Annotated in this window: 23 protein-coding genes and 4 pseudogenes; 14 read left to right on the plus strand and 13 right to left on the minus strand. The window is 59.1% G+C overall.

Going from position 1 to position 24,059, the window contains the following annotated elements:
• Positions 1–68: 68 nt before the first annotated feature.
• The 3 genes from ACXPVS_RS08920 to ACXPVS_RS08930 all read right to left on the minus strand — a co-directional run bounded on the left by ACXPVS_RS08920 (position 69) and on the right by ACXPVS_RS08930 (position 4,636).
• Positions 69–1,811 (minus strand): amidohydrolase, encoded by a 1,743-nt coding sequence (locus ACXPVS_RS08920; protein ID WP_458509598.1) that lies wholly within the window; start codon positions 1,809–1,811, stop codon positions 69–71.
• 18 nt (positions 1,812–1,829) lie between these two features.
• Complete coding sequence (locus ACXPVS_RS08925) at positions 1,830–3,464, minus strand: amidohydrolase (protein WP_458509599.1); 1,635 nt, start codon at positions 3,462–3,464, stop codon at positions 1,830–1,832.
• Between the two features lie 149 nt (positions 3,465–3,613).
• Complete coding sequence (locus ACXPVS_RS08930) at positions 3,614–4,636, minus strand: helix-turn-helix transcriptional regulator (protein ID WP_458509600.1); 1,023 nt, start codon at positions 4,634–4,636, stop codon at positions 3,614–3,616.
• A gap of 278 nt (positions 4,637–4,914) precedes the next feature.
• Between ACXPVS_RS08930 and ACXPVS_RS08935 the strand changes: the two genes are divergently transcribed.
• The 5 genes and pseudogenes from ACXPVS_RS08935 to ACXPVS_RS08955 all read left to right on the plus strand — a co-directional run.
• Positions 4,915–5,262, plus strand: a complete 348-nt coding sequence (locus tag ACXPVS_RS08935; protein WP_458509601.1) for a metalloregulator ArsR/SmtB family transcription factor — start codon at positions 4,915–4,917, stop codon at positions 5,260–5,262.
• 23 nt (positions 5,263–5,285) lie between these two features.
• Positions 5,286–6,569: an arsenic transporter gene (locus tag ACXPVS_RS08940; protein ID WP_458509602.1), complete on the plus strand. Its 1,284-nt coding sequence runs from the start codon at positions 5,286–5,288 to the stop codon at positions 6,567–6,569.
• 29 nt (positions 6,570–6,598) lie between these two features.
• Positions 6,599–7,069 carry an arsenate reductase ArsC gene (locus ACXPVS_RS08945; RefSeq protein WP_458509603.1) on the plus strand — a complete coding sequence of 157 codons (471 nt, stop codon included), beginning with the start codon at positions 6,599–6,601 and terminating at the stop codon, positions 7,067–7,069.
• 11 nt (positions 7,070–7,080) lie between these two features.
• Complete coding sequence (gene arsH, locus ACXPVS_RS08950) at positions 7,081–7,773, plus strand: arsenical resistance protein ArsH (protein WP_458509604.1); 693 nt, start codon at positions 7,081–7,083, stop codon at positions 7,771–7,773.
• Positions 7,774–7,889: 116 nt separating this feature from the next.
• A pseudogene (locus ACXPVS_RS08955) lies at positions 7,890–8,159 on the plus strand (hypothetical protein); the annotation flags it as partial.
• On the opposite strand, the pseudogene ACXPVS_RS08960 reads toward ACXPVS_RS08955, so the two are convergent.
• Positions 8,134–8,475, minus strand: a pseudogene (locus tag ACXPVS_RS08960) (hypothetical protein); the annotation flags it as partial. The pseudogenes ACXPVS_RS08955 and ACXPVS_RS08960 sit on opposite strands and share 26 nt — an antisense overlap.
• 289 nt (positions 8,476–8,764) lie before the next feature.
• On the opposite strand from ACXPVS_RS08960, the gene ACXPVS_RS08965 reads away from it, so the two are divergent.
• Both ACXPVS_RS08965 and ACXPVS_RS08970 read left to right on the plus strand, forming a co-directional pair.
• On the plus strand, positions 8,765–10,168 hold the full coding sequence (locus ACXPVS_RS08965; RefSeq protein ID WP_458509605.1) for a DUF1254 domain-containing protein: 1,404 nt from the start codon (positions 8,765–8,767) through the stop codon (positions 10,166–10,168).
• Between the two features lie 367 nt (positions 10,169–10,535).
• Entirely contained in the window at positions 10,536–11,549 is a 1,014-nt protein-coding gene (locus ACXPVS_RS08970; protein ID WP_458509606.1) for an acyltransferase family protein, read from the plus strand.
• A gap of 128 nt (positions 11,550–11,677) precedes the next feature.
• Here ACXPVS_RS08970 and ACXPVS_RS08975 read toward each other — a convergent pair whose 3' ends face one another.
• Positions 11,678–12,361, minus strand: coding sequence for a winged helix-turn-helix transcriptional regulator (locus ACXPVS_RS08975; RefSeq protein WP_458509607.1), 684 nt, complete (start codon positions 12,359–12,361; stop codon positions 11,678–11,680).
• Between the two features lie 103 nt (positions 12,362–12,464).
• On the opposite strand from ACXPVS_RS08975, the gene ACXPVS_RS08980 reads away from it, so the two are divergent.
• A complete protein-coding gene (locus ACXPVS_RS08980) occupies positions 12,465–13,406 on the plus strand; it encodes a carbon-nitrogen hydrolase family protein (RefSeq protein WP_458509608.1) in 942 nt (313 codons plus the stop codon).
• Positions 13,407–13,478: 72 nt separating this feature from the next.
• Positions 13,479–13,913, plus strand: coding sequence for a GFA family protein (locus ACXPVS_RS08985; RefSeq protein ID WP_458509609.1), 435 nt, complete (start codon positions 13,479–13,481; stop codon positions 13,911–13,913).
• A 13-nt stretch (positions 13,914–13,926) separates the two neighbouring features.
• Here the strand turns inward: ACXPVS_RS08985 and ACXPVS_RS08990 are convergent, their stop codons facing one another.
• Positions 13,927–14,142 (minus strand): hypothetical protein, encoded by a 216-nt coding sequence (locus tag ACXPVS_RS08990; RefSeq protein WP_458509610.1) that lies wholly within the window; start codon positions 14,140–14,142, stop codon positions 13,927–13,929.
• 123 nt (positions 14,143–14,265) lie between these two features.
• Between ACXPVS_RS08990 and ACXPVS_RS08995 the strand changes: the two genes are divergently transcribed.
• Genes ACXPVS_RS08995 through phnE form a run of 4 tightly spaced genes read left to right on the plus strand, consistent with a single transcriptional unit; the run spans position 14,266 to position 17,496 of the window.
• Complete coding sequence (locus tag ACXPVS_RS08995; RefSeq protein WP_458509611.1) at positions 14,266–15,117, plus strand: putative selenate ABC transporter substrate-binding protein; 852 nt, start codon at positions 14,266–14,268, stop codon at positions 15,115–15,117.
• Positions 15,114–15,911, plus strand: coding sequence for a phosphonate ABC transporter ATP-binding protein (locus tag ACXPVS_RS09000; protein ID WP_458509612.1), 798 nt, complete (start codon positions 15,114–15,116; stop codon positions 15,909–15,911). The genes ACXPVS_RS08995 and ACXPVS_RS09000 overlap by 4 nt, the downstream gene beginning before the upstream one ends.
• Positions 15,905–16,732 (plus strand): PhnE/PtxC family ABC transporter permease, encoded by an 828-nt coding sequence (locus tag ACXPVS_RS09005; RefSeq protein ID WP_458509613.1) that lies wholly within the window; start codon positions 15,905–15,907, stop codon positions 16,730–16,732. Before ACXPVS_RS09000 ends, ACXPVS_RS09005 begins: the two co-directional genes overlap by 7 nt.
• Positions 16,729–17,496, plus strand: a complete 768-nt coding sequence (gene phnE / locus ACXPVS_RS09010) for a phosphonate ABC transporter, permease protein PhnE (protein ID WP_458509614.1) — start codon at positions 16,729–16,731, stop codon at positions 17,494–17,496. The genes ACXPVS_RS09005 and phnE overlap by 4 nt, the downstream gene beginning before the upstream one ends.
• A 117-nt stretch (positions 17,497–17,613) precedes the next feature.
• On the opposite strand, the pseudogene ACXPVS_RS09015 reads toward phnE, so the two are convergent.
• Both ACXPVS_RS09015 and ACXPVS_RS09020 read right to left on the minus strand, forming a co-directional pair.
• Positions 17,614–17,860: pseudogene (locus ACXPVS_RS09015) on the minus strand (agmatine deiminase family protein); the annotation flags it as partial.
• Positions 17,861–17,938: 78 nt separating this feature from the next.
• Positions 17,939–18,985, minus strand: a complete 1,047-nt coding sequence (locus ACXPVS_RS09020) for an agmatine deiminase family protein (protein ID WP_458509615.1) — start codon at positions 18,983–18,985, stop codon at positions 17,939–17,941.
• A gap of 147 nt (positions 18,986–19,132) precedes the next feature.
• Between ACXPVS_RS09020 and ACXPVS_RS09025 the strand changes: the two genes are divergently transcribed.
• Positions 19,133–19,987, plus strand: a complete 855-nt coding sequence (locus ACXPVS_RS09025) for a LysR substrate-binding domain-containing protein (RefSeq protein WP_458509616.1) — start codon at positions 19,133–19,135, stop codon at positions 19,985–19,987.
• Between the two features lie 149 nt (positions 19,988–20,136).
• Here ACXPVS_RS09025 and ACXPVS_RS09030 read toward each other — a convergent pair whose 3' ends face one another.
• The 5 genes and pseudogenes from ACXPVS_RS09030 to ACXPVS_RS09050 form a co-directional block, all read right to left on the minus strand.
• Positions 20,137–21,378 carry an MFS transporter gene (locus ACXPVS_RS09030; RefSeq protein WP_458509617.1) on the minus strand — a complete coding sequence of 414 codons (1,242 nt, stop codon included), beginning with the start codon at positions 21,376–21,378 and terminating at the stop codon, positions 20,137–20,139.
• A gap of 82 nt (positions 21,379–21,460) precedes the next feature.
• A complete protein-coding gene (locus ACXPVS_RS09035; protein WP_458509618.1) occupies positions 21,461–21,649 on the minus strand; it encodes a hypothetical protein in 189 nt (62 codons plus the stop codon).
• Positions 21,650–21,972: 323 nt separating this feature from the next.
• Positions 21,973–22,668, minus strand: coding sequence for a tRNA (adenine(22)-N(1))-methyltransferase (locus ACXPVS_RS09040; protein WP_458509619.1), 696 nt, complete (start codon positions 22,666–22,668; stop codon positions 21,973–21,975).
• A 134-nt stretch (positions 22,669–22,802) separates the two neighbouring features.
• The gene (locus ACXPVS_RS09045) at positions 22,803–23,372 is read right to left on the minus strand and encodes a nitrilase-related carbon-nitrogen hydrolase (protein ID WP_458509620.1); all 570 of its coding nucleotides are present in this window, start codon (positions 23,370–23,372) and stop codon (positions 22,803–22,805) included.
• Positions 23,369–24,025, minus strand: a pseudogene (locus ACXPVS_RS09050) (purine-cytosine permease family protein); the annotation flags it as partial. The pseudogene ACXPVS_RS09050 and the gene ACXPVS_RS09045, both read right to left, overlap by 4 nt.
• Positions 24,026–24,059 lie beyond the last annotated feature (34 nt).

Consider the following 24,059-nt stretch of genomic DNA (forward strand, 5'->3'; position numbering starts at 1 on the left):
TGGCGATGCCGAGCCCCTCGTCATACGAGGAGCCAGGCATTTTTTGCGTGGTGCGGGTGAATGGAGGCTCAGGACGCGGGCGCGTACACCTCTTTGCCGGCGAAGAAGGTCTTCAGGACCTTGGTGTCGAACAGTTCGTCGTCGCTGACCTTGAAGACATCGCGGTCGAGGATGATCAGATCGGCCTGTTTGCCGGGTGTCAGCGAACCAATCTGCTGCTCCAGGCGCAAGGCCTTGGCAGCATTGATCGTGTAGGCGTAGAACAGGGTCTGGCGATCGATGCTCTCCTTGGCATTCAACACGCCCAATGGCCCTTTGCGCGTGCTGGCCTGAGCGATGGCGTTCCATGGGTTGGGGCTGGATACCGGCCAGTCACTGCCACCGGCGATGACCGCACCAGCGTTATGCAGGGACTTGGCGGGATACTGATATCCGTAAGCAAACGCGCTGATATACGGTTTGACGAGCTCGACGGTGTAACTCTCGCCCGTGGCCCACAGCAATTGCATGGAAGCGATCACGCCAAGTTGCTTGAAGCGCGCAAACTCTTTCGGGTTGACCAATTGCAGGTGGCTGATGCTATGAGCCACCGGTGTCGGGTTGAGTTGGCGCGCGTAGGCAAAACCATTGAGTGACTCACGCACCGCACGGTCGCCGACCGCATGCATGTGCACAATCCAGTCGCGCTTCTCCGCTGCCACGACCAACTCACCGAAATGCGCGGGGTCGATCAGCAGTTGACCGTTTTTATGGCTGTTCTTGAAGGGAGCGATCACCGCGGCGGTCTGCCCCGGAAACTCCAGAACGCCGTCAGCGAAGACCTTGATGCCAGGAAAACTCAGGTTGGGCACACCCTCGAATTTCTTCATCACCTTGGCCAGCACCTCCAGGTCGGCCGGTCGGCTTTTCGGGTTGGCCAACAGCAGCGCAGCGACGTGGGCATTGAGCTCGCCCTTCTCTGCCAGTTCACGGTAAAGCGGCAGCACGCCGTAACTCTGCTCGGTTGCCTTGAAATCAAACAACGAATCACCACTGCCGGCATTCGCCGCCGCGTCCATCCAGGCGGTGACACCGTATTGATTATTGACCCTCACCGCTTCGCGGGCGGCGTTCAACATGATTTCGTCGCTGGGCGCGGGGATCTGGCTGCGTACCTGGTCCCAGCGAGACTCGGCAAAATAACCATTGGGGGTGAAATCCGCGTCATGACCCACATAGCTGCGATCCTGTTCCGACAGGCCTTTTACCAGTGTCGCGTCTATTTTCAGACGCTTGAGCATGGCGTTGTTGGCCCAGCCGGTGTGCCCGTCGATCCCGCTGAGGACCACCGGTTGATCCACCCAGCGCCCCTGATTGAAGCGCTGGCCTAGCTCACGGCTCTTGTCCCAATACGCCGAGCTGACCCCGGCGATGCTGATCACGTCACCGGCCCGCGCAATGCCCGCCTGATCCTGTTCGATAATCCACTGTTCAAGCTCCGGCAACGGCTTGACTTCATCCAGCAGGTTGGCCCCCATGCTGTCGAAGGCCGCAACCACCGGGTGACTGTGGGAATCAATCATTCCCGGCATCAGCACCTTGCCCGCCAGATCGATCCGTTGCGTGCGGGTGTCGGCCAGGGCGTTGATCTGGGCATTACTGCCCACTTTGAGAATCTTGCCGTCTTGCACGGCCACTGCCTGGACCAGTCCCTGACCGGGTTCGGCGGTGAATACCTTGCCGTTGAACAACACAAGGTCAGCGGCGGCCATGGCGTGCACCGAAGAAAAGGCCAGGGCTGCGGCCAACAGGTTTGGAATAAATCGCTGCATCGGAACACTCTCTTGTTTTTATTGGACTGGGCGGGCGGCTGATGCCTGGGACAATGCCTTCGGGTCAAGGCCAACGAACGGCGCCTTGGCCCACACGACCTGGCCGCCCACTAGCGTCAGCAGCACGTTATTTCGAGCCAACTCCTCCTCGGGGACCTGCATGAAGTTCTTGTCCAGTACGATCAGGTCCGCGAACTTGCCCACCTCGACCGAACCGACGACAGCGTCCAGTTTCAGCTGCTCGGCAGCGTTCAGGGTGATGGTGCGCAGCACTTCAGTGCGCGACAGCGCCGGGTCGGCATTCAGCCTGCCCGCATACTTGGGGCCGTAGCTGTGCGGGTTCAGCGGATCGCCTGAGCGAGTAACACCGATTTTCAGCGCCAGGAACTCGTCGAGCGGGTCGACCGGCCAGTCGCTGCCATACGCAACGCGACCACCGGCACGGGCGATGCTGCCGGAGGGCTCCATGCGGGCAAATCGCGTAGCCCCCAGATGTTCGTGGGTACCGTCAACCGTAGACGATGCCTGCTGGGCCCACTGGAAGGACATGTTGGCGGTCACGTCGAGCGCCTTGAAGCGTGCATAGTCGGCAGGGTCCACCGACTCGTTGTGAGTAATCGCTGGGCGGAAGCCATTGCCAGGTAGTTGCTGGCGCACGTATTCGATGCCGTTCAGTGAGTCACGCACCGCGCGGTCTCCGGTAGCGTGAAAGTGAGGATCGAGGCCGGCCTGAACGGCCTTCAGCAGCAGCGGGTTGAGCACTTGCGGCGGGAAGTAAAGCTCACCTGTGTTCTGGCCCGGTGTCCACTTCGGCGCCGTATCGCTACCGGCGTTTCGCAGGTACGGCGTCAACATGGCACCGGTGTCGGCCGGCGCGTTGATGATGCCGTCCATGAACAGTTTGACGTAGCGCATGCTCACGCCCGGCGCCGGTTTCGCTTCGCCCTGGTCGTAGGTGGTGGCCAGTGCCTTGGCCTTGGCCTCGGCGGCTCCGTCTTCGCAGATGCCGTTCGGGTTGCCGGCGCTGTCGCGCAGGTACTTGCCATCACCGGGATTGGCCGTGTGCTTGTTGATACCGGCGACCGTCAGGCCACGAGAGTTGGTCAGCACCGTATGGAAGTCGGTGGAACGGACTTGAATTGGACGGTTGGTCTTGAGCGCGTCCAGTGTCGACTTGTCGGGGTCGCCGTCGAGTCCGGTCATGCCAATGCGGTCCCAGCTGCCCACTTCGAGCCAGACATCGGGGCCTTTGTCCTTGTCGGCGTCCAGGCACGTCTGAATAGTTTCCTGAAAAACCTTGCGGGTCATTGTCTGGTATTTCAGGTCGCACAACGTCATGGCGCGGCCGCCGTCCCCCGGATGCATGTGTGCATCAACGAAGCCCGGCATCACCATGCGCCCCGCCAGATCGATCAGCTGTGTCTGCGTGCCGATGTAAGCGGAAACCCCTGCATCACTGCCGACATAAACGATCTTCCCAGCCGTGACCGCGATCGCCTGCTGCACGGAATTCTTGCCGTCGACGGTATAGACATAGCCGTTGCGCATGACCATGTCAGCGCCTGTCGAAGCGTGTGTCTGACACCCCACCAGCGCCACACAGGAAAATGTCGTTGTCGCGGCAACGGCGATAAATAGCCTGGAAAATTTCAATTGCCTCACCTCTATTTTTATAATTTTTGAAGTGGCCCGAACGGACGGTCGCAAGCCCCTGATATGCAGGGCATACCCTATAGAGCGCGGCGGTCGGATGGACCTCCACAAATGAGGAGGGGTAAGGCAACTAGTTGAAATGCAGGGGGTTAATCGCGGTGCGTTGCCTGCGCAAGCGAGGTCGATGACCGCAGGACAGAACCCAGCTCCACTTTGCTCTTCACACCGAGCTGCAAGTAACAGTTGCGCAGATAAGTGCGCACCGTGGCCGGACTCAGTGCAAGGATTTTGGCAATTTCCTTATAGGAATGACCGGCGGCGAACAGCATCGCCGCCGTTCGCTCGCGAGGTGCGAGCACCGCCCCGCGCGACTGTGTTTCGAGTGACAGGATGACGTGCTCGGCGTTGGGGCTAAGCGTCATTGCAGTGCGACCCAGACGAATCACGCAGGGCGCTTTTTGCAGTTGTTCGATGACCTCCACGGGAAGCATTGAACCGCTCCACCCAGGCAACTCGCGCTGAATCGCAGCGCACAGGCCTGCGCCCACATACAGCAGACTGCCGTCCATCCGGGCAACCCCGAAGTCACTCGCCCCGTTGCCCGTGTCGCAACGAATCATGTCCTGTACCTGAAAGCGCCACAACTGCAACAGATGGTCGCAGAATGCCGAGAACAACCCGTCTTCGCTGTCATTGAAAACCGGTGCATGAAGGCCACGGTAGAGACAGACGAAGAACATCAAGCCGCTTTCAGGGAGCTCGAACGTGATGCTCATCAAGTGGTAGAGGTCGTGACGCCGCGCGAAGTCGTTCACCTCCTCGCAGGGATCGGTGAACCCACTGTCGCGCACCACTTCCCCGGGTTGACTTAAGGTTTCCTGGGAAAATCTGTCGCTGACCGCCACTTTGTGCCATTCGACGGCAAACGACTCAGGTAGATTGATCCGCCCGTGCATCCAGCTTTGAGCAGGAGTCCTGGCGTCTGACGTCGACATCTCGCCCCACCATGCCGAAGCGAAGGGCACCAGTTGGCGGAAGGCCTGCAAGCCGTCGGCGATGAATTGGGAGGCCCCGCGATCTCGAGCAAACCGCCCCAGGTGCAACACGCAACGATTGAACGCCTTTAGCGTTGCCATCGACGTGTTGGCGCCGACTTCATCACCCTCCTCCATTGTTCTCATCCTGTTTATTACATGGCGTATTTTTCGACGATGCCATAGGCGCGGTTATGGCGTCCAGCGAGCGGTGTTGTTGTTGCGGGAGAATTCTGGTGACTGGCGGATGGCCGCTCGCTTCGCTGTCCTACGGTTTTACTCCGGCTATCAGCAAGAATGACCCCAGCACAGTCACTTGCGACAGGTCGTCTTACTGAGGTCGATCAGATTTTGGCTTGATCAATACATATGGATAACCGTATATTCGGATAACCACATGTACTGAAGACGCCTCCATGCTGAACCCTGCCGCCGTATTCAAATGCCTTTGCGACGAAACTCGCACGCGGGCCACCTTGCTGATCACCCGTGAGGGAGAGTTATGCGTCTGCGAGTTAGTCTGCGCCCTGGACGACAGTCAGCCCAAAATCTCTCGCCACCTCGCGCAGCTCCGGGCATGCGGCCTGCTTCTCGACCGTCGCCAGGGTCAGTGGGTGTATTACCGGCTCAACCCCGAACTGCCAAAGTGGGTTCGCACCATTCTTGAGACCACACTGGAAGCCAACGCCGACTGGCTTGAGGAAAACAACGCTCGACTCAAAGCGATGGGCGACCGTCCTGTCAACACTGCCGCCTGCTGCTGACCCCTCACCCGTCGAGACTGCCCATGTTTACTGCGTTCGCCATTTTTTTCGTCACCATTGTGTTGGTCATCTGGCAGCCCAAGGGACTGGGTGTCGGCTGGAGCGCCTCCTTGGGGGCTGCTCTTGCACTGATTGCAGGCGTCGTGACGCTGGACGATATTCCATTGGTGTGGGGCATTGTCTGGAACGCCACCGCTACGTTTATCGCGGTCATCATCATTAGTTTGTTGCTTGATGAGGCAGGCTTCTTTCAGTGGGCAGCATTGCATGTGGCACGCTGGGCCAAAGGCGATGGTCGTCGCTTGTTCGCATTCACGGTGCTACTGGGCGCGGCCGTTTCCGCCCTGTTTGCCAATGACGGTGCGGCGCTGATTCTGACCCCCATCGTTATTTCAATATTGCTCGCCTTGCGATTTTCCCCTGCGTCCACCCTGGCGTTTGTCATGGCGGCGGGCTTTATTGCCGACACGGCCAGCCTGCCCCTGGTGGTATCGAATCTCGTCAATATCGTTTCAGCCGACTATTTCGGCCTGGGGTTCAGCGAGTACGCTTCGGTCATGGTCCCGGTCAATTTCGTTGCGGTGGGCTCCACTCTCGGGGTGCTGTATTGGTTTTTCCGTCGTGACATACCCGAACGTTATTCACTGGATGATCTACAAGATCCACAACGGGCCGTGCGAGACCCGCTGACGTTTCGCGTCGGCTGGATTGTTCTGGGTTTGTTGCTGATTGGGCTGTTTGCGCTGGAGCCTCTGGGCATTCCGATCAGTGCCATTGCGGCTGTCTGCGCCGCGATGCTGTTCGCCGTTGCGGCGCGTGGGCATGTCATTTCAACCCGACGTGTATTGCGTGAAGCGCCATGGCAAGTCGTGACCTTCTCGCTGGGCATGTACCTGGTGGTTTATGGGCTGAAAAACGCGGGCCTGACAACCTATCTGACGGTAGCCCTGAACTACTTTGCCGAATTCGGCATCTGGGGCGCCGCGTTGGGGACTGGTTTTCTCACGGCGCTGCTGTCATCCGCCATGAACAACATGCCTACGGTGTTGGTGGGTGCGCTGTCGATTCAGGCCAGTGACGCCACCGGTGTAGTGCGTGAAGCCATGATCTACGCCAATGTCATCGGCTCTGATCTGGGCCCGAAAATCACCCCTATCGGTAGCCTGGCAACACTGCTCTGGTTGCATGTTCTGGAGCGCAAGGGCATCCGCATCACCTGGGGTTACTACTTCAAGGTGGGGGTCGTTCTGACGTTGCCGATTCTGTTCATTACCTTATCTGCCCTGGCCTTGCGCCTGGGCGCTTAGCACCTGCCCGTCTGGAAAGAGGAGTCGCCATGCGCGTTCTGTTCATGTGTACCGCCAATAGCTGTCGCAGCATTCTGTCCGAAGCGATGTTCAATCATCTCGCACCGCAAGGCTTCCAGGCGATCAGCGCCGGCAGTTTCCCCAAAGGACAGGTTCTGCCGCGCAGCTTGACCACGCTGCAAGAGGCCGGGATTGCGATCGACGGGTTAAGCAGCAAAGGGAACGACGCCTTCGAGGCCAACCCACCGGACATTGTCATCACCGTCTGCGACAAGGCCGCCGGCGAGGCGTGCCCGGTCTACTTCGGGCCGGCTTTGAAAGCCCATTGGGGATTGGAAGATCCATCAGACGTGAAGGGTGATGAGAGGGTCGTCGCCGCTGCATTCCACTCGACGCTCGCGCGCATCGAAACACGCTGCCGGGCCTTCCTCGCCCTGCCCTTCGCCCAACTTGATCACGATGCTCTGAAACGCGAACTCGACCGTATCAGCACGTTGTAACTGGAGCCCCCATGACCAACCCACTGCCTAATCTCGACGCGTCATTGATTCAGCCCCTTACCAGTGACGACGGCCGACACAAACCGCGAATCCTGTTGCTGTACGGGTCGACCCGCGCACGGTCATTCAGTCGGCTGCTGGTCGAAGAAGCAGCCCGTCTGCTCGAACACTTCGGCGCACAGACGCGGATCTTCAATCCATCGGGATTACCGCTACCGGATGACGCCCCCAGCGATCACCCGAAAGTTCAGGAATTGCTTGAGCTGATGCAATGGTCTGAAGGACAGGTCTGGTGTTCACCCGAGCGCCACGGCGCCATGTCTGCCGTATTCAAGGCCCAGATTGACTGGGTGCCGTTGGCCATGGGCGCCGTTCGTCCGACCCAAGGGAAAACGCTCGCCGTCATGCAGGTCAGCGGCGGCTCCCAATCCTTTAACGTGGTGAATCAGCTTCGCGTGCTGGGACGCTGGATGCGGATGTTCACGATCCCTAATCAATCTTCCGTGCCGAAGGCTTATCTGGAGTTTGACGAAGGCAACCGCATGAAACCGTCCTCGCTGTATGACCGGGTGGTAGACGTCATGGAAGAACTGGTGAAGTTCACGTTGCTGCTGCGCCAGCACCCGGATCTGGTTGACCGCTACTCGGAACGCAAGGAGTCAGCGGAAGAACTGACTCAGCGTGTGAATCAACGGTCGATTTGAAAGCTGGGATGAAGCCAACGCGTTTGGCTTCATCCTGCAAAAAGGTGTGTTCGATGAGTACGCCCAGTTCGGACAACGAAATGGCCAACCCGGGATCGAAGCCATCTGCGCCGGCGCCATCGACCGCAGCGGCGGGCGACTATCAGGATGGTTGGCGAGAAGAAACCTTTGCCGGGTTCAAGGGGCAGTGGCAACCCATGCCGTGGTATTTGCGCACCTTGTCCAGTTGGCTCGATGCGCTGGACATGGCCGGTTTTCGGCTGACCGGCCTGCAGGAGCCGCAGCACCCGCAAAGTCCTGTGCCGCAGTCGTTGCTGTTGATGGCCGAACAGCGGGGTTCGCTGCTCCTCAGTCACGCCCTTCCCGATACGGCTGCACCTGCTTGAATACGTGAGCCCAGAGCGCAATGCGCTGCTCTGCGCTTTGAGCATCCCGGAAGAGGATGATGTCGATCAGCGTCACAGCACCGACATCGGGGTTTTGCAGCATGGCCGTGGCGGCGCTGAATTGGCCGTTGTCGCCCACCGTGTAGCACGCCGTATCGAGGACGCTGGGGTCGTACCAGCGCAGCAGTTGCTCCCGGAGGTGCCGACCGAGCAGCTGCCCTATGTCTGGCAAGCAGTTGCAACCGCCCAGGCACACTTGTGTCTCGCCGCCTGGGCAGACGTTGGTCTGGGCTGGAATCCCCACTTTAGTAGACATGCGTCCACGGCAGCTCTTGGCCCATTCGGCGTTTTTACACACTCTCGGCCCGTTGCTGCCTGCCGCGAAGGACTGCAATCGGACAGGCACGGGCGGTCAGTTCTTTAAGCTAATTTGCTACTACACTTGCGGGGCTGGCGAGTGAACTCAGCGTCGAAAATCGGAATTCAACAAAATAGCAATGATAGAGCGCGACGCAAGCTAACGACTTTTCTTTCACAGACGACCCGTTTCAAAGCCGTTTACAACCAGCACGCCGCAAGCAATCCACCTTGATGAGGAGACGCGCATGCTGTTACTGAAAATTGCCTCGCCACTGTTACTTACAGTTGTCGTCGGTTTGCCACTAGCCGCCCAAAGTGCCGGCCCGGTGGTAACGCCTGAAGAAGCACGTACCATCGCCAAGGAGGCTTACATATACGGTTATCCGTTGGTGGACAGCTACCGCATTCAGTACGCCTACTTCGTTGACAAGATTGATGAGTCGTATAAGGCACCGTGGAACCAGCTTAAAAACATTCCCGAGGTCTATACACCCACCGACACCGCAATCCAGACGCCCAATTCGGACACGCCTTACTCCTTCGTGGGGCTGGACCTACGCGTCGAGCCGGTCGTGATCAGCGTTCCCGCGATCGAGAAGAAGCGCTATTACAGTATCCAGTTCATCGACGCTTACACTTTCAACTTTGCTTACGTGGGCTCACGTACGACGGGCAACGATGCCGGCAGTTTTCTGATCGCGGGTCCCAACTGGAAGGGCGAAAAGCCTGCGGGCATCAAGGAGGTGATCCGCTCCGAGACGGACTTCGACATGGTCCTTTTCCGTACGCAGTTGTTCAACCCTGCGGACCTCGACAATATTAAGAAGATCCAGGCCCAATACAAGGTGCAGCCCCTGTCGGCGTTCCTCGGCACGCCCGCACCCGCTGCTGCGCCAGCGGTTGACTGGATCAAACCACTGACTCAGGAAGAAGAGAAGTCCTCGCTGGAGTTCTTCAACGTCCTCAACTTTGTGCTCCGCTATTGCCCGACCGTGCCGAGCGAAATCGATCTGATGAAGCGTTTCGCCAAGATCGGCGTGGGGGGTGGTGAGCACTTTGATCCGGCCAAACTCTCGCCACAGATCAGGACCGCAATCGAAGCGGGGCGCGCCGATGCGTATGAGGAGTTTGCCGGCCAAGTAAAGCGTTTGGATGAGGGCAAACTGACCTCTGGCGAAGTGTTCGGTACCCGCAACTTCCTGAAAAACAATTACCTGTATCGCTGGGTAGCGACCATCGGCATTTATGGCAACACCAAGCAAGAAGCCATGTACCCCATTTATCGTGTCGACGGGCAAGGCAAGCCGCTGACCGGTGCCAACCGCTACACTCTGCGCTTCGAACCTGGCGCGTATCCACCGGTCAAGGCGTTCTGGTCAATCACGATGTACGACCTGCCGCAGAGCTTGCTGGTCGCCAACCCGATCAACCGTTATCTGGTCAACTCGCCGATGATGCCTGATATGAAAAAGGATTCCGACGGTGGGCTGACGATTTACATCCAGAATGAGTCGCCCGGCAAGGACAAGGAGTCCAACTGGTTACCCGCCCCGCAGGGAGCATTTGCCATGTATATGCGCCTGTATTGGCCGGCATCACCGGCGCTGAATGGGAGTTGGACCCCGCCGACTCTGAAAATAGTCGAGTGAACAAGCGCAGTGTTCAGAACGTGTGCCGCTTTAAACATAAGCGGCCCAGACGTCACCCTCACAATGATTCATCAAGCCGCAGGCGCCCACATGAATCCGGTCAAGCAACGTCAAAAACCCAGTCATTTAGCGATGTCCTCGCGGCTGGAATTTTTTCATGGCGTGATGTGTAAAGTGCAAAAGGTGTCCTAAACTACAGGCTTAAATGGTCTGATCTCATGAGTTTTTCACCGCTGCAACTACTGGTTTTTTTATGAATTCAGACAGTCTTCAGACGCAGCACTGCATGATTTCTGGAAAAATGCGCGGAGCGGGATCTTTAGCTCACTGCTGATTGAGACACACAATCCAATGAGCGAATGCAAACATGAATGGTCGTTCCGTAGCGGGCTCTCGATTTAGCATACTGGATGGATGGCGCGGCATGAGCATCTTGCTTGTCTTGGCGTGCCACCTGCTACCACTTGGCCCAAAGCATTGGCAATTTAATTCCGCGGCCGGCGTCATGGGCATGGCTATATTTTTTACGCTATCGGGTTTTTTGATAACAAATTTTCTGCTCAGTAACAGCAGCGTCGTTGATTTTTTAATCCGCAGAATCTTTCGGGTGGTGCCTCTCGCCTGGTTGTACATGGTCATTGCTTTACCGGTCATGGACAGCACTTCGGATGTCTACATCGCAAACTTTCTGTTCATTGCCAACTGGCCACCTATGTGGCTTGGCAATGTAAACGGCCATCTATGGAGTTTGTGCATGGAGGTGCAATTTTATTTCGCCATCGCTGTGTTGGTCGTTCTGATGAGAAAAAACTGGGCAGTACTCATCCCTTTTCTCTGCGTCGCCGTCACGATGTACCGAGTCATGAATGATGTCCATGTCGCAATCAACACTTATTACCGTATGGATGAAATACTTTCCGGATGCCTACTGGCACTGATATACAACAACAGGTTGGGCAACCTCCTTGCCAAACTTCCGACACCAACGGGGACCCTGCAAATATTTTTATGCCTCCTGTTTGTTTTGTCCTGTCATCCCGACGCGGGTTTCATGAACTACTTGCGCCCCTATCTTGCCGCAGCAATGGTGGGAAGCACGTTACTCAATAGCCGGACACGCGTTGCGCAGGTCCTGAACAATCCCGTTCTATTTTATATCGCTACCCTCTCGTATGCCCTCTACGTTGTTCATCCGCTGCTAGTGCACACTTGGTTGGGTAGCGGAGATACCGTCATAAAATATTTGAAGCGCCCGTTGTTGTTCGCCGCCATTTTTGTCACCGCGCATATCTCGACCTTCTATTATGAAAAATGGTGGATTGCTTTTGGCAAGAAGTTCGCCAGGAAAGTAGCTAGCCGATCTGTTATATCGACCGGTTGAGTCCACATAAGCATGATGGCTTCCGTAGGGTTGATATCGCGGGTTTTATGACGTTTTAAGCCCAGACAGTTCAAGTCCTGCGACCGACGGAATGCAATGTGCACTGACCCCAGTGGCAGCTGCCAGCGCTAGTGTGCAGCGCTCCGGGTACCCGCGAACGCACTCGTGCCAAGCCAGCGCCACAGGTTTTCCGCATCCGGCACTGCGCCGTCTACACGCAGCTCTCGCGACTGAAGAACCTCCCGCGGTGTGCGGTCGCCCGTCCACACTTCGGTCAACGCGCGCACGCTAGAGTCCACGACGAGTGTCAGTTCGCGGCCGGGGTCGTCGCGGCACAGGTCTGCCACACCCTGTTCAACCACGAGCCACCACGCTTGCTCGCCGGGCCGCGCGTCGCGGAATTTGAAGTGGATGACAACGGGGCGGGACGGGAACGTTTCGATGCGCACAAACCGGCGCACGTCCCACATGAGCAGGCCCGCGTCGAGTTCGTCATTGCGAAGGCGACTGCCGATCCAGCGCGCCCCCCAATGACCCAGTGCCATGATGATGGGGCGCAATTCCTCGCCCGCCTCGGTCAGGCCGTACTCCCAGACGTTGCCTGTGGCCGTTCGGTGCACGACGCCGATGTCTTCCAAATGCCGCAGACGTTGTGCCAGCAGGTTGGTGGACATCCGTGGAACGCCGCGGTGCAGTTCATTGAAGCGCTTGCTGCCGCACAGCAACTCGCGCACGACCAAAGGTGTCCAGCGTTCGCACAGGGCTTCAGCACCGCGTGCGACCGTGCAGAACTGACCGTAGCTCTCGTCCATTGCCTTGGCTCCACAATTACAACGCTTCAGATTCTGAACTAGCCCCGCCACTTCGCCACGCGCACGCTGAAACCTCAAAAGCCAAATACCGAAGGAGCACGCCATGACCAAGGTAGCCATTATTCAGCGCCCGCCCGTGCTGCTCGATCGCAGCGCGACGATCGCCCGGGCCGTGCAATCAGTCGCCGAGGCAGCGGCGGCGGGAGCCTCGCTGATCGTTTTGCCCGAATCGTTCATTCCAGGTTACCCGTCGTGGATCTGGCGCCTGGCGGCAGGAAAGGACGGGGCTGTAATGGGCCAGTTGCACACCCAACTGCTGGCCAACGCCGTCGATATCGCGAACGGTGACCTGAGCGAGTTGTGCGAGGCCGCCAAGGCTCACGCCGTGACGATCGTGTGCGGCATCAATGAATGCGATCGGCGCAATGGAGGCGGCACGCTCTATAACAGCGTAGTCGTTATCGGCGCGAACGGCGCCGTGCTCAACCGACACCGCAAGCTGATGCCAACCAATCCCGAACGCATGGTGCATGGCTTCGGTGATGCCTGCGGGTTGCGCACGGTCGATACACCGGTCGGCCGCGTGGGTACGCTCATCTGCTGGGAAAACTACATGCCGCTGGCACGCTATTCACTGTATGCCCAAGGGGTGGAAATCTACGTCGCGCCCACGTACGACACGGGCGAAGGCTGGATCAGTACGATGCGTCACATTGCACTCGAAGGCCGCTGTTGGGTGCTCGGCAGCGGCACCGTGCTGCGCGGCAGTGACATCCCCGACGACTTCCCGGCTCGTGCGCAACTGTTTCCCGATCCGGACGAGTGGATCAACGACGGCGACTCGGTGGTGATCAATCCTCAGGGCCGGATCGTGGCCGGTCCATTACACCGAGAGGCAGGCATTCTGTATGCGGACATCGACGTAGCACTTGTAGCGCCAGCGCGGCGGGCGCTCGACGTCACCGGGCATTACGCGCGCCCTGACATTTTCCAACTGCAGGTGCGGCGCACGCCGGCGACTGCGGTGCGCTACATCGACGGGTGAAGGCAGGCCACATTCAGGCGATTCACGCCATGTCCGGCGGCTTCGCCTGACCATTGATCAAGGAGTCACGCCATGAGCATTGAACGGTCATACAAGGGCAGTTGTTTTTGCGGCGCAGTCGAGTTCACAGTCAGTGGCGAGCCAGTCGGGATGGGCTACTGCCATTGCGAGTCGTGTCGACATTGGTCTGCGGGACCGGTCAATGCCTTCACGCTGTGGAAACCCGAGGCGGTGCAAGTGACTCGGGGTGCCGACAACATCGGTGCCTACAACAAGACACCGCAGAGTTACCGCAAGTGGTGCAAGACTTGCGGCGGGCACATCTTCACTGAACACCCGGGGATGGGGCTCATCGATGTCTATGCTGCGATCATCCCGGACCTCGCGTATTCGCCAGGCGTTCACGTCCACTATCAGGAGACCGTGCTGCGCATAAAAGATGGAGTGCCCAAGTTGAAGGATCTCCCCACCGAATTAGGAGGATCGGGCATGGGCATGGACGAATAGTGCTAGCAAGGACTCAGGAGCACGGTACGGGGTTTTGTACGTCGACCACAAAAATCTCACCACACATGCCATCTTGCTCGCTAAAATACGCCGCCTTCGGTTTGATGCTGTTCAGGATGCGCTCGATAACATCTTCATCATTCCATCCTCTGTTCCACTTGCAACCTTGTGGTGTGATCAACAATAGCGAAGCGTGAGCTAACCCTCGTGCCGGGTTACGGGCGGTCATGGAACAGGGCGGCCAAAAGCGGTCAATTTCGCTCCATTTCGTCTACCCTCACAAAGCGCCATGCAGCCATCAAGTTGCGCTTGGCGCATAGATATTGTTGCCTTAAAGCACCGGAGAATATTCATGCTCAACCGTACCCTGGCATTGGCTGTCGGCTTGACCCTGTCTTTTTGCACCCTATTGACGCAGGCCGCCGACACCCTGAAAGTCAGCGCGATTCCCGATGAAGCCCCGACCGAACTGCTGCGCAAGTTCAAGCCGCTGGGCGCCTACCTGGAACAACAATTGGGCATGAAGGTCGAGTTCGTACCCGTGAGCGACTATCCGGCCGTGGTCGAGGCGCTGGCCACTGACCGGATCGATATGGCCTGGCTGGGTGGCTTCACGTTCGTGCAGGCCCGCCTGAAAACCGGTAATGCCATTGCGCTGGTACAGCGCGAACAGGACGCCCAATTCACCAGCAAGTTCATCACTGCCGACCCGGCCGTCAAATCCCTCGCTGATCTCAAGGGCAAGACCTTCGCCTTCGGTTCGGTGTCATCCACGTCGGGCAGTCTCATGCCGCGCTATTTCATGCTGAAGGACGGCATCAAGCCGGAAATGTACTTCAGCCGCGTGGGCTATTCCGGCGCCCATGACGCCACTGTCGCCTGGGTTCAGGCCGGCAAGGTGGACGCCGGGGTACTGAACGCCAGCGTCTGGGAAAAACTGGTCGCCGCCGGCAAGGTCGACACCACCAAGGTCAGAGTGTTTGCGACCACCCCGTCCTACTACGACTACAACTGGACCGTACGCGGGACCCTCGACCCGGCGCTGGCGGCCAAGATAAAGGCCGCCTTTCTGGCGCTCGATCCGGCCAACCCGAAGGACAAGGAAATTCTGGATCTGCAGGCCGCCAGCCGATTCATCGAAACCAAACCCGAGAACTACAAGGGTATCGAGGAAGCCGCACGCGCCGCCGAACTGCTCAAATGACGTTGCATCTGACCCAGGTCAGCCTTACTCACGCCAACGGCGTCCAGGCACTGCGTGGTGTGGACCTGCACATCGGTGCCAGCGAACAGGTCGCCATTATCGGTCCGTCCGGCGCGGGCAAGTCGAGCCTGCTCAACCTGCTGGCCACCGCCCTGCGACCGGACGACGGTGAGCTGCAGGTGCTCGGCGAGCGCGCCTGGCAGCTGTCTGCCCGTCTGCGTCAGCGTCTGCGCGCGCGCATCGGCCTGATCCATCAAGCGCCCCCGCTGCCCGCGCGCCAGCGCGTGGTCACCGCGGTTCTGGCTGGAAAACTGGGTCAGTGGGGGCTGGGCAAGAGCCTGCTGAACTTGCTGCATCCGGTGGATATTCCGGGCGCACGCGCGGCGCTGACCAGGCTGGACCTCAGCGATAAGTTGTTCGCGCAATGTCAGCAACTGTCCGGTGGACAGCTACAGCGCGTGGGCATTGCCCGGGTGCTGTATCAAGCGCCCGAGGTGTTGCTGGCCGATGAGCCGGTATCGGCCATGGATCCGGTGTTGGCCGAACACACACTGTCGGTGCTCTGCCGCCATGCCCGGAAGCACAACGTTACCCTGGTCGCCAGCCTGCATGCGGTGGAGCTGGCCCTGGCGCACTTTTCGCGCATCATCGGCTTGCGTGATGGACAAGTTCTGTTCGACCTTGCGGCCAGCGAAGTCGACCGTGAGTTGCTCGATAAGCTCTACGCCAACGAACAACTGCAGTCTCCACCGATGACTCCGGCGCCCTTGAGTGTGCAGATTCCCCGATGCTGACCCGTGATACCCGAGACCCGGCCACCCGACCCCGCCTGCTGCTGACCTTACTGGCCCTTGCCTTGCTGTGGCCGGGCATCCATTTCAGCGAATTGGACCTCAGTGTTCTGGTAGCGAGTGACAGTCAGAGCGAAATGGGCCGGTTTGTCTCAGCCTTCTGGCCACCGGCCCATGGCGAAGAATTCATTGAGTTGTTAGTGCAAGCCACCCTGCAGACCCTGGCCATCGCCACGGCCGGCATGGCCCTGGCGTTGCTGTTGGCCATTCCCGCCAGCCTGCTGGCCAGTCGGGCGCTGTCGCTGTCTGCCGCCTCCCGTGCCGGCCACCCGGGTTATTGGGGCCAACTGCTGCGTTGGCCGGTACGCGGTTTACTGATCTTCCTGCGCAGCGTGCCGGAAATCGTCTGGGCACTTTTGTTTGTGCGCGCCGTCGGCCTCGGTCCGACGGCCGGGGTGCTGGCCATCGCCATTACCTACAGCGGTATGTTGGGCAAGGTCTACGCGGAAATTTTCGAGTCGGTCGACCAGCGCCCGGCCCACGCACTGCTGCAGGCTGGCAGCGGTCGTCTCGCAGCCTTTTTTTACGGGATTCTGCCCAATGTCGCTGCCGAGTTGCTGTCGTACACGGTGTACCGCTGGGAATGCGCAATCCGCGCCTCGGTGGTGATGGGCTTCGTCGGTGCTGGCGGTCTGGGCCAGCAAATGGATTTGTCGTTGCGCATGTTCGCCGGCGGTGAAGTCGCCAGTTTGTTACTGACGTTTCTCGTCCTGGTACTGCTCGCCGATCAACTCAGCCGCCTGCTGCGCTGGAGGCTGGCATGAATCGCCTGATCAACCTGGTGCTGCTCCTGTGTATCGGCGCAGCGGTGGTCGCCTCGTTCATCTACTTGGGCATCGACCTCGGCGAACTGGGTGACAACGGCAACCTGAAGCTGATGGGCGCTTATGCGCAGCGTTTTCTCAGCCCGGACCTGAGCGCAGGCCATCTGCAAGCCATCGGCAACGGCGCGCTGGAAACCATCGCCATGTCCGCCCTCGGCACTCTGCTCGCGGCAGTACTGGGTCTACTGTTGGCATTGCCCGCGGCCGGGCGCTTCGGCTGGCTTCTGCAAAGCGCGTCGCGCCTTGTACTCAACGCCTTGCGCGCGGTTCCGGAACTGGTGTGGGCTGCGCTGATGGTTCTGGCCGCCGGGCTCGGTCCCAATGCCGGCACCCTGGCCTTGGCCTTGCACACCACCGGCGTGCTCGGTCGGCTGTTCGCCGAAGCGCTGGAAAACACCCCTCCCGAACCGGCCGAAGCCCTCCGCCTGCAGGGCAGCAATGCCATATGGGCGTTCTGCTACGGATCACTGCCCAACCTGCTGCCGCAGCTACTGGCTTACATCCTGTACCGCTGGGAAAACAATATCCGCATGGCCAGTGTGCTCGGCTTCGTCGGCGCCGGTGGTTTGGGGCAAATGCTCTATGTCAGCCTCAGCCTGTTCCAGGAAGCGCAGGCCAGCACGGTCATTCTGGCCATGCTGTTGCTGGTATTTGCCGTCGACACATTGAGCAGCTGGAGCCGTCAACGCTGGGTCAAGTCCTGACGGCTTCACACAACCCAATGGCAACGCGTTGATCCAGACTAAGCCCGGGTTGTTGCGGCTGAACGTGCTCTTTCGTGGGTTGACGGGCTTCAACGGTGCTTGCAACCAGGGCGGCCAGTGGCGCATCCCCGCCGTGCCGCAGTGTGCTTCGGCCAGATCCCGTTCTCGCTCACGACAGAACACGGTCACCGGTTCATATTGCGCGAGGGTGCGAGCGATCAGGCCAATGGCTGCTTGTACGTCGGGGGTGAACTCTTCCCAGATCGCTTCCTGTGCGCCAAAGGCGATGAAAGCCCGCTGATGCTGCCGCGCCCAAACCGGCGACTACCGATACTTGCTTGAAGAACTCACGACGCGTCGACATGTGTTGGTCCCTGGAATGTGTGTCTGAAGTCATTTCACCGTAGCGGTCTTGAACTGGGTCCAGGTGCGCGTGCGCATATCAGGCTGGGGAATGGGGTTGCTGCTGCGTGATGCAATGCACACCGCCACCGCCATGGGCCAGGTGATTGATCCGCACCGGCACCACTTCGCGCTCCGGGAATGCCTGCTGCAGTACGGCGGCAGCCACGTTGTCGGCATCAATGCCGTAGGCTGGCATGATGATGGCGTCGTTGGCGATGTAGAAATTGGTGTAGGAGGCACAGAACACGTCAGCGTCGGTGTCCACGGCATCGGTGGCTTCATACAATTCGATCAGCTCGAACTGTCGGCCTTGGGCGTCGGTGGCCAACTCCAGGGCGCGACGGTTTTCCCGGGCCACTTCGGCATACACCGAGTGCTGGTCATGGGTGGCGTCCACCAGTAACACCCCGGGGCGGGCGAACGCGCACACGCCATCGACGTGGCCATCGGTCATGTCACCCGTCACATAGTCCGGATCACCCGGCAGCCAGATCGTCTTCTTCACACCCAGCAGACGCGTGAAGATGTCCTCCATCTGCGCCTTGTTCATGCCCGGGTTGCGATTGGGGTTGAGCAACACCGACTCGGTGGTGATCAGCGTGCCCTCGCCGTCCACATGGATGGCCCCGCCCTCATTGCTCAGCGGTGTGCCAAAGCACTCCACGCCCAAGTGATTGAGTGCGCGACGAGCCAGGCTTTCGTCCAGATCATGGGCCGACTTGCCGCCCCACGCATTGAAGCGCCAGCTCACCCCGGCCAGGCCATGCTGCGGATGGCAGATGAAACTCGGTCCGGAGTCCCGGCACCAGCTGTCGTTCACCGCCAGCTCGATCAATTCGATGTTCGGTCCACATAAGGCTTTGGCGCTGGCGATAGCAGAAGGGTCGACGATCAGTTTCACCGGTTCGAAACGGGCGATGGCGTTGGCGACGCGAGCAAAGTCCTCTTGCACCAGCGGCAAGGTCACGCCCCAACCGGACTCCCAGAGTGCCGTATTGTGCGGCCAGACCATCCAGGTAGCGGCGTGCCTGACCCACTCGGCCGGCATCATCCAGCCGCTGTTTCGAATTTCATTCTGCCGCATGACATGCTGCATGATAAAAAGCCCTTTTAGTTAAGCCATTGTGTTCAAAAAAACTGCTTGGGTGGTCCTGGCATGCATGCTACGGCCTTAAAAACAGGCAAACAAACGATGGATTTTGCAGACAAATGATTAGAGGAACTTATCAATATGCTCAAGCACTGGCCGCCACTCAGCACCCTTCGTGGCTTTGAAGCCGCTGCCCGTCTGGGCAGCTTTCACAAGGCGGCCGCCGAGTTGCACTTGACCCAATCAGCGATCAGTCAGCAGATCCGCAGCCTTGAGGCGTACCTCGAACAACCCTTGTTCTTTCGCAGTGGACGCAGCGTCAGCCTGACCGATGCCGGTCACGACCTGTTGAGCACCACCCAGGCATTGCTGCAACAACTGTCCGTCGGCATTCGCCGCCTTGGGCAATACCAGAAACCCAACCAACTGGTCCTCAACACCACCCCGGCGTTCGCCCGTCATTGGCTGCTGCCACGCTTGGGGGATTTTCGCCACGAGCACCCGGACGTTGATCTGTGGATTTTCAGTACCGATGAAGTCCCGGACATGACCACCCAGACCATCGACCTCGCCGTGCGCGATGACATCAGTTCCCAAGCTGAGTGCAGCTTCAAGGTGCTGCACACCGACCGCCTCTATCCGGCGTGTCACCCGAACCTGTTGGCGCTGCCACGCGAACAGCGCACCACCCTTCATGGCGAGCGGGAAATGGATTGGAGTCACTGGGCGGTGGAATCTGGCATTGATGTCGGCCAGAAAGATCAGGGCCTGAATTTCTCCGACCCCGGCCTGCTGCTGGACGCCGCGTGCGCCGGGCTCGGTATCGCCCTGGTCAGCCAGTTATTGAGTCGGCAGGCGCGCGCCCAAGGACTGTTGCAACCCTTGGTTGAGCAAACCATTCGCGGCCCGAACTGGGCCATGCTGACCCATCGTGACAGTGAGAACACTGCGTTGGCGCGAAGCTTCAGTGAGTGGTTGCTGGGTAACCTGGACTGAGTGAAGCCTCACGCTACGGTTCGCGCAGCGCGCACTTTTGCGTCTCGCGAGCATCCGCTCTTGATGCCAACCAGGAGGGGGGCGGCGATTACAAAAAGCAGGGCAACAGCGATGAACGCTGTGTCGAAGGCAATCACCGACGTTCAGAACTAAAAGGAAGTGGGTAAGCCACTGGGCGCAGTGACCGGCGATTCGGCAGGTAACATTATCGTCAGCACGATGAGGACCACGCCGACGATACCGATCGCGCCATAAACACCAGAAAACGTTCCGCTGTGACTTGCCAGAAGCCCCGCACCGTAGTTGCCAAGCATCCCACCTGTACCTTGCATGACATTAGCAATGCCGAAGATGGCGACGGCCATGGCGGAAGAGGATGCCAGCTTGGAAACGTACGCAGGAATCAGCCCGAAGATGGGATAAAAGGCCGTAGAAAACAGCACCCCGGCCACCAAAGGCCAGTACCCCGTTGGAAAAAATACGAAGATCAGAGCCGCTAGAACGACACACACATACACCAACAGCATCGCTGTTCGAAGCCCTGTCCGATCCGAGAGCCAGCCGACAGCGAGTCCCGCAAACATCCCCACGAATCCGATACCTGCCCAGATTTGTGCGGTGTACTCCACCCCGAAGCCCAGTTCGGTGCGCAGGTAGGATGAGAGATAGTTTTGAAATGGAAAGGTTGAAAAACCGATCAGGAAGTTCATAGCCCAAACGGTAAGAACCCATCGCTTCATCCACTCACTCTCGCGACCCAATAGCCGACCACTAGGAAGGGACATCCGAACTGTTGCTGGACCCGCGACTGGATGCCGTTCCTTTCTGAACAGGCCGCCGGTTTTGAAAACCCAGAACACCACCGCGGCTATCCCCACGGTGAGAAGTCCTACCCACCACCAAACGGTCCGCCATTCCCCCTGCGGGGCATATATTGGAACGAGCACGCTGTTGATGAACACCCCATAACTGGTGCCACTGGATACAAGCCCCATTGCCATTCCACGGTAGCGATACGCAACCACCCTCGATATGACATCGACCATCGGAACGAATACGGTTGCGGCAGTGCCCGCGAGCACGGTCAACAATGCACCGATAACGAGGATGTTGTCCGAGAGCGGGATAAGCAATAACGCGATTGCGCATACCATTCCAGAACCGAATATCATCCACCCACCCCCTACCTTGGGCGTCAACCACGCCGCCAGCAGCGCGCACACGAGAAACCCGAACTGCCCCGATGCGGTGATGGCCCCGACGTATGAAAAATCGAAGCCAAGGGTCGCTTGCATATCGGGGACGAGTTGCGCAAATAGGTAAATCCCGAAACCATAAGTTGCCGCGACAAGACTTGTAAGCAACATCACAATCGCAGCATTCACGCGCATAGCGGGGTTCCTTATGGGAGGTAAACGCTGGGGGTATCGGGATGCGAGCTAGTGCGGCGAGAGGCTACCGGCGAGCGAGGTATCAATCGACTCTGCCGCGAACTGCGAACTGCGGCGCCACGACGACCACAGAGTCACCATCCAGGTTGACGTAGGCACCGCCACGCACACTGCCTTTGAGCAACCCATCTCGATAATGATCAAACAGACCAAGCCATCTCTCGGTGCGATTGGCAATGCTCACCGCTACTGAAACTATACTGACCGGCAACTATAGATCCTCGACAAAAACGTACTCTTCACGTCTTTGTGCGACACGCCCGATACAAATTCGCTTTTCATTGAAACGCCAGCCCATCAACCGGAAGGTGTCATTCACAACGGCCTGATGAAACGTGAGCTATTCGGTGTCAGGGAGGAGAAGGTCGCGAGTTCTTATGCGAAGTGTCGTGCTTTCGTCGCGCGTGCTCACCCTCCGTCAGCGCCTGACGAACGAGCGCCCGAGCCGCTTTTGAGCAGCGTATCGGGGCGGCGAGCGTTCTGCTTCGGATCGATTGCGGCCCTTCGCAACCGGTCGCTATCGGTCAGAAGGGCTCAAGCCAGCAGCTCGGTGATCCACCGGGCCTGCCGGGCGATGTCTTGCACTTTCTGCTCGGGCACGGCCTGCCGCGCACGGGCGAAGTGGGCCAGGGTCTTCTGCTTCTCGCGCAGCATGCGCTGCCACTTGATCAGGAACGCCGGGCTGCGTGCCTGCATCTGCAGCGGACCGAAGTAAAGCTCCTCGGCGGTGTACATCATCGGCCCGGCGCGCTCGGCGACGATGATTTCGTAGTCGAAGCGATTTTCCCGCAGCAGTTCCTCGTAGAGGATGCGGTAGCCATTTTCCATCAGCCATTGGCGCAGTGGCTGCTCGCCGCCGTTGGGCTGCAGAATCAGGCGCTCCTGGCCGCTCAGCTGCGCCTTGCCGCTGTCGAGGATGTCGCGGATCGTCTCGCCGCCCATGCCGCAGATGCTGATCGTCGTAATCCCGTCTCCCGGCTCGATCGCCGCCAGACCATTGGCCAAGCGCACGGTGATCCGCTGGTCCAGGCCGTTTTCGCGCACGGTGCGTTCGGCCGAGCGGAATGGCGTCAATGCCACCTCGCCGGCCACTGCCGCCGCAATGGCGCCACGGCGCATCAACGCCACCGGCAGGTAGCCGTGATCCGAGCCGATATCAGCCAGGCGCGCATCTGCTGGCACATGCGCCGCCACGCGCTCCAGGCGCTGGGACAATGTCTGTTCGTTCAACTGCAGTTCCTTTTCACCACGAATGTCCGGCACCTTTGGCCGGATCGGGACGCGATTCTGTCGAGCAACGCCGTGTATTTCAAATTTATGCGACCAGAACCATAGCTCGACCTGTACCTACCCGATCGAACGGCTTACCCATACAACTGCGACCGCCGATCCCGATGCAAATCATTACGCGCACTGATTCGCTTATTCCGCGCCTCAGCAAGATTCAGCGTCGCTAACAAAATCTGCTCGCCACCCTGCTCCGCCGGCCCTGCCACAGGGTAGCCATCGGCATCGACGATCACCGAGCCTTGCACCCAACTGACCCCTCGTTCATGACCATGCCGATCACACGCGGCGATGAACATTCGGTTGACCGAGGCGTTGGCCTGGACTCGCACAACTTCGGCCGGACGCTCAGTTAGCGGCCGTGGCCCATCGGGCCAATTGACCGGGGCGCAGAGCAGGTCCGCACCGGCCAGCGCCGCCCACAGACGCACGGTTGGCCCTTCGACGGTTTCTGCCAGGGACAGGGCTTCGCTGCGGTCGGCAAACAGGTAGCCGCTCTGGACCAGCTCAGGCAACACCACCACCTGGGCGCCCTGGTAAACCGCCGAACGAATCGCTCGTTCGGTCAGCTTCCGGTTGTAAGCGAGGTCGCCTATTTTCGGCGCCAGTTGGCAGCAGGCGACCACGGTACTTTGGGTGCTGTTCAACGCCCCTCCTCCACAGACTGATGAGCCATGGCAACAATGTCGCTCTCAGTAATCGAATCGATAATCCGGCGTTCGTACTCAAGGTCTATCGAACGGCTGCGCAGGTAATACGTCAGGCCCGAGACCACCAGGCCAACCAGCCAGGCAATATCCACGCCTTCGAGCATCCGCGCCATTGGCCCGACGAACACCTCTTTGCCGGCCGCCGCATCAAAGATGTAGAAGAACGGCACCATGGCCGCGAAGCCAATCAGATAAGAGACGATGCCGCGAAATTGCCAGGCGCCGTAAATGCCCTTCGGCGTGAAGAAATGCGCGATCGCGTAGCGGCCTTTGCGCACGAAGAAGTACAGGAGCAGCACGAGGAAGGTGTTCAGCAGCGCGATGCCATCGCCTTTGATCGACATCACTCGGGCACCAGGTGTCGGTGTGATTTTTTTTATCGAATCCACACCTGTCAGCAACGTCAGCATGGCGCTGTAGGTGTTGAGCGCGATGATCGGCAGAAAGCCCGCCACCGAAACGATCACCAACACATTACCCAGGCCTGGAATCATCGAAGAGCCCACCTGGTTCAGCGCCACCAGCGCATCCGCCGCTTTCAACTGCTGCGCAAGCCAGGCCCCGAGACCGATCATCCAGCCGCCCGACAACAGCATCGGCCAACATCGTCCACAACGCCGACAA

It is taken from the genome of Pseudomonas sp. Ma2-10 (assembly GCF_054330215.1).

Coding starts and splice junctions, on each gene's coding strand:
- ACXPVS_RS08920 (WP_458509598.1), bottom strand. CDS start 1,811: ATGCAGCGATTTATTCCAAACCTGTTGGCCGCAGCCCTGGCCTTTTCT.
- ACXPVS_RS08930 (WP_458509600.1), bottom strand. CDS start 4,636: ATGGAGGAGGGTGATGAAGTCGGCGCCAACACGTCGATGGCAACGCTA.
- ACXPVS_RS08935 (WP_458509601.1), top strand. CDS start 4,915: ATGCTGAACCCTGCCGCCGTATTCAAATGCCTTTGCGACGAAACTCGC.
- ACXPVS_RS08940 (WP_458509602.1), top strand. CDS start 5,286: ATGTTTACTGCGTTCGCCATTTTTTTCGTCACCATTGTGTTGGTCATC.
- ACXPVS_RS08945 (WP_458509603.1), top strand. CDS start 6,599: ATGCGCGTTCTGTTCATGTGTACCGCCAATAGCTGTCGCAGCATTCTG.
- arsH (WP_458509604.1), top strand. CDS start 7,081: ATGACCAACCCACTGCCTAATCTCGACGCGTCATTGATTCAGCCCCTT.
- ACXPVS_RS08965 (WP_458509605.1), top strand. CDS start 8,765: ATGCTGTTACTGAAAATTGCCTCGCCACTGTTACTTACAGTTGTCGTC.
- ACXPVS_RS08970 (WP_458509606.1), top strand. CDS start 10,536: ATGAATGGTCGTTCCGTAGCGGGCTCTCGATTTAGCATACTGGATGGA.
- ACXPVS_RS08975 (WP_458509607.1), bottom strand. CDS start 12,361: ATGGACGAGAGCTACGGTCAGTTCTGCACGGTCGCACGCGGTGCTGAA.
- ACXPVS_RS08980 (WP_458509608.1), top strand. CDS start 12,465: ATGACCAAGGTAGCCATTATTCAGCGCCCGCCCGTGCTGCTCGATCGC.
- ACXPVS_RS08985 (WP_458509609.1), top strand. CDS start 13,479: ATGAGCATTGAACGGTCATACAAGGGCAGTTGTTTTTGCGGCGCAGTC.
- ACXPVS_RS08990 (WP_458509610.1), bottom strand. CDS start 14,142: ATGACCGCCCGTAACCCGGCACGAGGGTTAGCTCACGCTTCGCTATTG.
- ACXPVS_RS08995 (WP_458509611.1), top strand. CDS start 14,266: ATGCTCAACCGTACCCTGGCATTGGCTGTCGGCTTGACCCTGTCTTTT.
- ACXPVS_RS09000 (WP_458509612.1), top strand. CDS start 15,114: ATGACGTTGCATCTGACCCAGGTCAGCCTTACTCACGCCAACGGCGTC.
- ACXPVS_RS09005 (WP_458509613.1), top strand. CDS start 15,905: ATGCTGACCCGTGATACCCGAGACCCGGCCACCCGACCCCGCCTGCTG.
- phnE (WP_458509614.1), top strand. CDS start 16,729: ATGAATCGCCTGATCAACCTGGTGCTGCTCCTGTGTATCGGCGCAGCG.
- ACXPVS_RS09020 (WP_458509615.1), bottom strand. CDS start 18,985: ATGCGGCAGAATGAAATTCGAAACAGCGGCTGGATGATGCCGGCCGAG.
- ACXPVS_RS09025 (WP_458509616.1), top strand. CDS start 19,133: ATGCTCAAGCACTGGCCGCCACTCAGCACCCTTCGTGGCTTTGAAGCC.
- ACXPVS_RS09030 (WP_458509617.1), bottom strand. CDS start 21,378: ATGCGCGTGAATGCTGCGATTGTGATGTTGCTTACAAGTCTTGTCGCG.